At 67.4% G+C, this 6,465-nt stretch carries 7 protein-coding genes and 1 other RNA gene; 7 read left to right on the plus strand and 1 reads right to left on the minus strand.

Annotated features, from left to right (window positions below):
* Window positions 1-40: 40 nt before the first annotated feature.
* On the minus strand, window positions 41-1,033 hold the full coding sequence (locus tag P6F26_RS10905) for an MDR family oxidoreductase (RefSeq protein WP_278028715.1): 993 nt from the start codon (window positions 1,031-1,033) through the stop codon (window positions 41-43).
* 279 nt (window positions 1,034-1,312) lie between these two features.
* Here P6F26_RS10905 and P6F26_RS10910 point away from each other — a divergent pair, with 279 nt between their 5' ends.
* The 7 genes from P6F26_RS10910 to fumC all read left to right on the plus strand — a co-directional run bounded on the left by P6F26_RS10910 (window position 1,313) and on the right by fumC (window position 6,433).
* Window positions 1,313-2,350, plus strand: a complete 1,038-nt coding sequence (locus tag P6F26_RS10910; protein WP_278028716.1) for an extracellular solute-binding protein — start codon at window positions 1,313-1,315, stop codon at window positions 2,348-2,350.
* A gap of 135 nt (window positions 2,351-2,485) precedes the next feature.
* Window positions 2,486-2,791, plus strand: a complete 306-nt coding sequence (gene clpS, locus P6F26_RS10915) for an ATP-dependent Clp protease adapter ClpS (protein WP_278028717.1) — start codon at window positions 2,486-2,488, stop codon at window positions 2,789-2,791.
* A gap of 15 nt (window positions 2,792-2,806) precedes the next feature.
* Window positions 2,807-3,161, plus strand: a transfer-messenger RNA (tmRNA) gene (gene ssrA / locus P6F26_RS10920).
* Between the two features lie 171 nt (window positions 3,162-3,332).
* On the plus strand, window positions 3,333-3,701 hold the full coding sequence (locus P6F26_RS10925) for a DUF4345 family protein (RefSeq protein ID WP_278028718.1): 369 nt from the start codon (window positions 3,333-3,335) through the stop codon (window positions 3,699-3,701).
* 102 nt (window positions 3,702-3,803) lie between these two features.
* The gene (locus P6F26_RS10930; RefSeq protein WP_278028719.1) at window positions 3,804-4,283 is read left to right on the plus strand and encodes an SspB family protein; all 480 of its coding nucleotides are present in this window, start codon (window positions 3,804-3,806) and stop codon (window positions 4,281-4,283) included.
* 115 nt (window positions 4,284-4,398) lie between these two features.
* Entirely contained in the window at window positions 4,399-4,968 is a 570-nt protein-coding gene (locus P6F26_RS10935; protein WP_278028720.1) for a class I SAM-dependent methyltransferase, read from the plus strand.
* Between the two features lie 73 nt (window positions 4,969-5,041).
* Complete coding sequence (fumC, locus tag P6F26_RS10940) at window positions 5,042-6,433, plus strand: class II fumarate hydratase (protein ID WP_278028721.1); 1,392 nt, start codon at window positions 5,042-5,044, stop codon at window positions 6,431-6,433.
* Window positions 6,434-6,465 lie beyond the last annotated feature (32 nt).

Consider the following 6,465-nt stretch of genomic DNA (forward strand, 5'->3'; position numbering starts at 1 on the left):
GCCGGGGTCAAGTCGGGCCCGGTCGCGGGCCGGGCGGGCCTCAGCCTTGCACGTCCACCACGACGCGCCCGCGCACGCCGCCCTTCAGGATCTCCGCGCCCAGCCTCGGCAGATCCTCGAGCGTGGCGGGCTGCACCATCGCGTCCAGCTTGTCGAGCGGCACGTCGCGCGCCACCCGGTCCCAGGCGCGCACGCGATTCTCGTAGGGCTGCATCACGCTGTCGATGCCCAGAAGGTTCACGCCCCTCAGAAGGAAAGGGATGACGGTCGCGGGGAGCGCCGCACCGCCCGCGAGGCCCACGGCGGCGACGCTCGCGCCGTATTTCATCTGGCCAAGCACGCGCGCGAGCATCGTGCCGCCAACGGCGTCGACGCACCCAGCCCATGTCTCGGCCTCGAGCGGGCGCTTGACCGTCTCGGCCAGTTCGGCGCGCGGCACGATGCGCCCCGCGCCGAGATCCCTCAGGTAGGCCTCCTGTTCGGGCCGCCCGGTCACGGCGGCGACGTCATGGCCAAGCTTCGCGAGCGCCGCCGTCGCGACCGATCCCACGCCGCCGGCCGCACCTGTCACGAGAACCTCTCCCCCGCCGGGCCGCAGGCCGTGATCTTCAAGCGCCATGATCGCCAGCATCGCGGTCAGCCCCGCCGTGCCCACGGCCATGGCCTGGCGCGTCGTCAGCCCCTGGGGCAGCGGCACCAGCCAGTCGGCCTTCACCCGCGCCTTTTCGGCGTAGCCGCCCCAGTGCGCCTCGCCCACGCGCCAGCCGGTCAGGACCACCTTGTCTCCGGGCGCGTAGCGTTCGTCCTCGCTGGCCTCCACCGTCCCCGCGAAGTCGATGCCAGGCACATGCGGGTAGCTGCGCACAAGACCGCCGCCAGAACCGAGGCAAAGCCCGTCCTTGTAGTTGAGCGTCGAATACTCGACCGCGACGGTGACATCCCCCGCGGGCAGACGGTCGTCCTCCAGCGTCCGGACCGAAGCGCTTTTCGCGCCCTCGGCGTTCTCCTCGACCAGCAATGCCCGAAACGTCATCTCGCAGTCCTCCTCTTTCGGCCGATGGCGGCTCCGCATCCACAAGCCCTGCCCGCGCGCCCCATCTCGAAGGGTGCCTAGCATCCCCGGGCGCGCGCCGCAGCCCAAAATGCCGCGCAAAGTCGCCCGAGGCGGGCCAATGACGACTTTCTGGGCGCATTTTGCGCACGCCCCGTGTCAGCTTGCGGGAAAGCCCCGGTTTGCCCTTGCGGGAAAGGGGGCCGTTTTCTAACGTCGGAACCGGCAATTCACACGGAACCAACAGGGATTTCTGCCATCATGACCCATCGTATCGCGCTTGGCACGGCGCTGTCGCTCACCCTCGGACTGCCCGCCTACGCGCAGGATCTCCTCGTGTTCGACTATTCGGGCTTCGAGACGCCCGAGTTCCACCAGCCCTACATCGACACCCACGGCACGGCGCCGGAATTCGTGTTCTTCGGGGACGAGGACGAGGCATTCCAGCGGCTGCTCGCGGGCTTCCGGTCCGACGTGACGCATATCTGCGCCGGATCCGTGCCGCGCTGGGAGGCCTCGGGCATCATCGAGCCCTGGGACCCCTCGCGCATCGACGCCTTCGCCACCCTGAACAGCGACCTCGTGGGCGAGGATGTCGCCGCCGGCGCGGAAGACCTTTACTTCCTGCCGACGGATTACGGCTCCACCGCCGTGGTCTACAACAGCGACGAGGTTCCCGCCGAGGACGTCGCGTCGCTCGAGATCTTCAACGATCCCGACTATGCGGGCCGCCTCTCGATCCCCGACAACGTCGATGACGCCTACGCGCTCGCCTACCTCGCCACCGGCGTGAGCGACTGGTCCGACGTGACCGACGCCCAGTTCGAGGCGGCGACCGAGTGGCTGCGCGGCATCCACCCGAACCTCGTGAACTACTGGGTCGATCCCGCCGAGATCCAGCAGCTCATGGCCTCGGGGCAGGTTCTGGCCGCCTGGGCCTGGAACGAAGTGCCGGTGTCGCTCGCCGACGAGGGCTTCCCCACGGGCTTCGCGCGCAACACTGAGGAAGGCACCTCGGTCTGGCTTTGCGGCTACGTCAACATGGCCGAGGGCGAAGGCTCGGAGGATCTTGCCTACGACTACGTCAACGCGCTCCTGTCCGAAGCCTCCGCCGGCCCGCTTCTTGAAAACGGTTTCGGCTCGGCCAACGACGCCGCGCTTCAGGCGCAGGGCCCCGAGGCGCTCGAGGCCGCGGGCCTCGGCGAGGTCACGGTGCCGGTGCTGGCGCAGCTGCCCATCTCCAACGAGCAGCGCGAGCGGCAGGCCGAAGCCTTCGAGCGGATCAAGGCCGGCTTCTGATCCCCGTCGCCACCGACGATCGACAAGGGGCGCCCGAGACGGCGCCCCTTTTGCCGTCGCGCCGCCGCGCACGGCCCTGCACGCGCCGCCGCCATGTGGTATGCTTGCGCCGAACCGGCATCGTGCGAGGCGCCCATGTCAGGCACATCGACGGCCCTGCGGCCGAGGGCGAGGCCCCAGACGGAGCGGCCGAAGCTCTACAAGGTCATCTTGCTCAACGACGACTTCACCCCGCGCGAATTCGTGGTGAAGGTGCTGAAGGCCGTCTTCCGCATGGACCGCGACGAAGCGTTCACGGTGATGCTGACGGCGCATCAACGGGGCGCCTGCGTGGTCGCGGTCTTCACCCTGGAGATCGCCGAGACCAAGACCGCGCGGGCCAACGCCATGGGCGAAAACGCGGGCTTTCCCCTGACCTTCACGACCGAGCGCGAAGAGTAGCGCCGCCGCCTCTGCGACCTTGAAAACGGCCCGCCGGACGCGTATCTATGCGGTGTTCCGGCAACGGGACTATGGACATAAACGCGCTCGTAATAAGCGGATCGGACCCGGGGGCGGTACCCGGCGGCTCCACCACACCTCCGTCATTTGCGGAACATGGGGCCGAAACAGGATCGACGAACGTCTAAAGGGGTTTGCTTTGTCCCGGTGAGGTACCACCGTTATCGGTCCGAAACGTACAGTTGCAAATGACAACCGTGCTCCGGCAATGGCTGCGGCAGCGTAAGCTGTCAAAGTCGCCGAACTTAAGCCCTTGCGTCTAGCAACGTAAGGCGGGGTTCGCAGGCACCTGGCAACAGAAGCCTGCACTTCCCTTCCCCGTCGCGACCACGCCCCCGCGCAGCACAGCCGCGCGGCGCGGGCAGCCGCAATTTCAATCCCACGCCCGCGCAATCACGTCCGCGTGAATATTTTTACAGGTGCTAGTGATCCAACGGATGATCCCGCTCGTTTAAGGGTAAACCATTCGGTGGAGACCTTCATGCTTGGCGCGATGACGCTCGTCGACCTGATCAACATGGCCGTGGCGCTGCTGACGATCGGCCTCGGCCTCCTGGGCTGGCTCGCGCCGCGCTGGACGATGCAGCAGCTCGACATGGTCGCTGGACCCTCGCACATGGCCTACACCGAGATCTCGGCCGTCTCCGGCTGTCTCTTTGTGGCCCTCGGCCTTGGTGCGATGGTCCTGAACGAGCCTATGGGCTGGGTCGTCATGGGCATCGCCTACGCCGGCGCCGCGGTGGGCCGGGTCACGTCGATCTTCCGCGACAACGCCGGGTCGCGCCAGGCCTGGACCTTTTTCGGATCCGAAGCGGCGCTGGCCTCGTGGCTCCTGATCGCGAACTTCTGAACGGCGTGGCACCTTCGCCGCCGATCGAAGACACGCAACCTTTCATATCGTAGCGAATCTTCTATGGTGATCGCGCAACAACCGCCGGTGTATTGCCCCCCCATGTCCGACCGCCCCGACACCATCGCCTACGGCCGCCTCATGCACCACGCCATGCGGGGCCTGATCCAGACGGTTCTGACCGACGTGGCCGAAGGCGGCCTGCCCGGCGAACATCATTTCTTCATCACCTTCGACACCCGCCACGAGGGGGTCGAGATCGCCTCGTGGCTGCAGGACCGCTATCCCGAGGAGATGACGATCGTCATCCAGCACTGGTATGACGCGCTGGAGGTCGACGACGACGGCTTCGCGATCACGCTCAACTTCGGCGACAGCCCCGAGCGCCTGCGCGTGCCGTTCGACGCCATCCTCACCTTCGTCGATCCCTCGGTGGAATTCGGCCTCCGTTTCGAGACGGCGCCGGCGCCAGATGGTCCCGGCGACGATCCCACGACCGGCGGCGACGAGCCCGACGATGGAGAGCGTCGCGGCAAGGATGCCGAGGTCGTCAGCCTCGACACGTTCCGCCGGAATCACTGACCCCATGCCAGCGGCCCGATCCCCGTCGCAGCGCGGCTGGCCGGCGGCCTGCGCACGGGGTGCCGTCATGGCCGCGGTCCGGGCCATGTTCCCCTAGAACGGCCAGGCGTTTCGGATGCCCAGATCGGACCTATCGCTGTTTCTTGGGCAGCTTCTGCGCAGGCCGCACCAGGTCGTGGCCCTTGCGCCCTCCTCGCGGTTTCTCTGCGCCGAGATGACCGCCGGGATCGACCCCACGGCAGGCCCGGTGATCGAGCTTGGCGCGGGCACGGGCAACATCACGCAGGCGATCCTCGATCGCGGCGTCCGGCCCGCACAACTTCATTCCATCGAGATGAACCCGGATTTCTGCGACCGTCTCCGCGCCCGGTTTCCCGGCCTCAACGTGCATTGCATGAGCGCGGGCGACGTGGGCTCCCTTCCTGTCGCGCGCGCGCAGGCTGTCGTGTCGGGCCTGCCGCTTCTGTCGATGCCGCCCGAGCTGCAGCGCGCCATCCTCGGCGGCGGATTCGCGCGCCTGCGTCCCGGCGGCACCTTCGTCCAGTTCACCTACGGCCCCAAGCCCCCGGTCGCCCGGCCCGTCCGCGAGGACCTGGACCTCGACTGGCGGGTGAGCGGGCGCATATGGTGGAACCTGCCGCCCGCGCGCGTCTACCGCTTCCACCGGCCCGCCGCGCAGGCATGAGGCACTGCCGCGCATTGCGCGCGCCGACCCCGATGGCTAAACGGTATGCAAGCGCATACCGGAGTGACGAGAGATGACCGCGACCAGAACCGAATCCGACAGTTTCGGCCCCCTCGAGGTGCCTGCAGACAAGTACTGGGGCGCGCAGACGCAGCGCTCGATCATGAACTTCCCCATCGGCTGGGAAAAGCAGCCCGTGGCCGTGGTCCGTGCGCTCGGCGTCATCAAGCGCGCCTGCGCCGAGGCCAACAAGGCGTCGGGCAAGCTGGACGCGCGGCTGGCCGACGCCATGATCGAGGCCGCACAGGAGGTCATCGACGGCAAGCTCGACGACAACTTCCCCCTCGTGGTCTGGCAGACCGGTTCCGGCACGCAGTCGAACATGAACGCCAACGAGGTGATCGCGAACCGTGCCATCGAGATCCTCGGCGGCGAGATCGGGTCGAAGGACCCGGTCCATCCCAACGATCACTGCAACATGGGACAGTCGTCGAACGACACCTTTCCCACCGCCATGCACATCGCCTCGGCCGTCACGGCGCACGAGGTTCTGATCCCGGGGCTCGAGAAGCTGGCCGAGGGGCTCGAGACGAAGGCAGAAGCGTTCCGCGATATCATCAAGATCGGCCGGACCCATACCCAGGACGCAACGCCGCTGACGCTGGGCCAGGAATTCTCGGGCTACGCGATGCAGGTCCGCAACGGGATTGCGCGGATCAAGATGGCGCTTCCGGGCATCTACGAGCTTGCACAGGGCGGCACGGCGGTGGGCACGGGTCTGAACACCGACAAGGGCTGGGACACCACGGTTGCCGCCCACATTGCCGGGATCACCGGCCTGCCCTTCGTGACCGCGCCCAACAAGTTCGAGGCGCTGGCCGCGCATGACGCGATGGTCTTCATGTCGGGCGCGATCAAGACTGCCGCCATGGCGTGCTACAAGATCGCCAACGACATGCGCTTTCTCGGCTCGGGGCCGCGCTCGGGACTGGGCGAGCTGATCCTGCCGGAGAACGAGCCCGGATCCTCGATCATGCCGGGCAAGGTCAACCCGACGCAGGCCGAGGCGATGACGCAGGTCTGCGCCCATATCCTCGGCAACGACGCGGCCATCGCCTTCGCAGGCAGCCAGGGCCATTTCGAGCTCAACGTCTACAATCCGATGATGGCCTACAACCTGCTGCAATCCATGACCCTTCTGGGCAACGCCGCCGACAGCTTCACCGAGCGGATGCTGGCGGGCACCGAGGCCAACGTGGAGCGGATCGAGAAGCTGATGCGCGAAAGCCTGATGCTCGTCACCGCGCTGGCGCCGACGATCGGCTACGACAACGCAACCAAGGTCGCCAAGACCGCGCACAGGAACGGCACCACGCTTCGCGAAGAGGCCGTGCGCCTCGGATTCGTGGACGAGGAGACGTTCGACCGCGTCGTGCGCCCCGAGCAGATGATCGGGCCGAAGTGACGGGCAAGCTCGTCAGCCTGTCGCGCGCGCGC

This window comes from Roseicyclus salinarum, assembly GCF_029624655.1.
In the GTDB taxonomy this organism is placed as follows: domain Bacteria; phylum Pseudomonadota; class Alphaproteobacteria; order Rhodobacterales; family Rhodobacteraceae; genus Roseibacterium; species Roseibacterium salinarum.